The 1,529-nt window shown below is 71.0% G+C and carries 2 protein-coding genes; both read right to left on the bottom strand.

Annotated elements, in window-relative coordinates; all coding sequences use genetic code 11:
- Positions 1–302 precede the first annotated feature (302 nt).
- On the bottom strand, positions 303–728 hold the full coding sequence (locus IP86_RS16760; protein ID WP_054163679.1) for a cytidine deaminase: 426 nt from the start codon (positions 726–728) through the stop codon (positions 303–305).
- Complete coding sequence (gene ruvA, locus IP86_RS16755) at positions 725–1,342, bottom strand: Holliday junction branch migration protein RuvA (RefSeq protein WP_054163678.1); 618 nt, start codon at positions 1,340–1,342, stop codon at positions 725–727. Before ruvA ends, IP86_RS16760 begins: the two co-directional genes overlap by 4 nt.
- Positions 1,343–1,529: the final 187 nt, after the last annotated feature.

Genomic DNA, 1,529 nt, shown 5'->3' with positions numbered 1-1,529 from the left:
CCCTTGCGGGGAGGGGTCGGGGGTGGGGGTCCCCAGGCACTGGGTGCGCGTCGCCCGCAGACGCTGTGCTCGCGTCGCCCTCACCCCAGCCCTCTCCCGCAAGCGGGAGAGGGAGCGCGCCGTGCCCTTCTCCCCTCCCCCCTGCGGGGAGGGAGCCTGCCCCGGACTTGATCCGGGGCCGGGGGTGGGGGTCCACAACGGGATGCCATCCTCGTGGCACCCCCTACCCCAACCCTCCCCCGCAAGGGGGGAGGGAGCTCGCTTTGCAAGGGGAGAGGGCCGCGGCCAACACAGAACGGCGCTCACAGCACCCGCTCCCGGCTGTATTTGTTCGGCAGCAGCTCGCTGATCCCCACGGCCTCGACACCGTCGGGGCCGGGCACCAGCACGCGGGCGTTGCGGTCGTAGTCCCAGATCAGTTCGCGGCAGGCGCCGCAGGGCGACACCACGCGGACGTCGCGGTCGGTGTCGTGGGGCTTGGGGTGGCGGACGGCGACGATCGTATCGATGCCGGCTTCGCCGAGCTCGGTGATCACCTGCCCCAGCGCGACTGCCTCGGCGCACACCGCCATCCGGCCCAGATACGCGTCGAGATTGACTGCGACGTAGCAACGGCCGGTGCGCGTCAGCAGCGCGGCGCCGACTTCCTGCCAGTCGTTGCGGTAGCGCTTGGTAATCGTCTCGACGGCGCTTGCGATCAGCGCGCGGTCGGCGTCGGTGATACTCACTTCGACAGCTCCTTGAGGCCGAGCTTGATCAGTTGCGCGGTCGCGGCGTCCTCGCCGGCGGCGCGCGAGGCGGCAGCGACGGCGGCGGCCGCCTGCGGCTGGCCGTAGCCGAGATTGACCAGCGCGGAGATCGCATCCGCCACGGCGCGCGGCGCGGTGTTGTCGTCGATCGCACCGGACAGATGCACCACCGCGGGATCAACGTTGCCGAGCGCCGGCACCTTGTCCTTCAGCTCGGTGACGATGCGCTCGGCGACCTTCGGCCCGACGCCGGGAGTGCGCGCCACCGCGGCCTTGTCGCGCAGCGCGATGGCATTGGCGAGGTCGTGCGGCGGCAAAGTCGACAGCACCGCCAGCGCCACCTTGGCGCCGACGCTCTGCACCGTCTGCAGCAGCCGGAACCACTCGCGCTCGGTGTCGGTGCGGAAGCCGAACAGCTTGATCTGATCCTCGCGCACATAGGTCTCGATCGACAGCACCGCCGCCTCGCCGGGCGACGGCAGCGCCTGCAGCGTGCGGCTGGCGCAATGCACCTGATAGCCGACGCCGTGGACATCGAGGATGACGTAGTCCTCGCCGTAACTATCGATGACGCCCTTGAGCTTGCCGATCATGGGGTGGCTCCGAGGCGCGGCGCTCGTCTTTTGATCCCGCGAGGCGTCTCCTCTCCCCTCCCCCTTGCGGGGAGGGGGCGGGGGTGGGGGTCCCCAGGCACTGAGCTAGTGTCGTTCGCAGGCACAGTGCCCGCGTCGCCCTCACCCCAGCCCTCTCCCGCAAGCGGGAGAGGGAGCGCGCTGCGGC

It is taken from the genome of Rhodopseudomonas sp. AAP120, assembly GCF_001295845.1.
Classification (GTDB): domain Bacteria; phylum Pseudomonadota; class Alphaproteobacteria; order Rhizobiales; family Xanthobacteraceae; genus Rhodopseudomonas.
The sequence above is the reverse complement of the archived record's forward strand: the minus strand, read 5'-3'. Positions and strand labels throughout refer to the sequence as shown.

Excerpts from the sequence above, each read along its gene's own strand:
- ruvA (WP_054163678.1), bottom strand. The coding sequence starts at position 1,342 with ATGATCGGCAAGCTCAAGGGCGTCATCGATAGTTACGGCGAGGACTAC.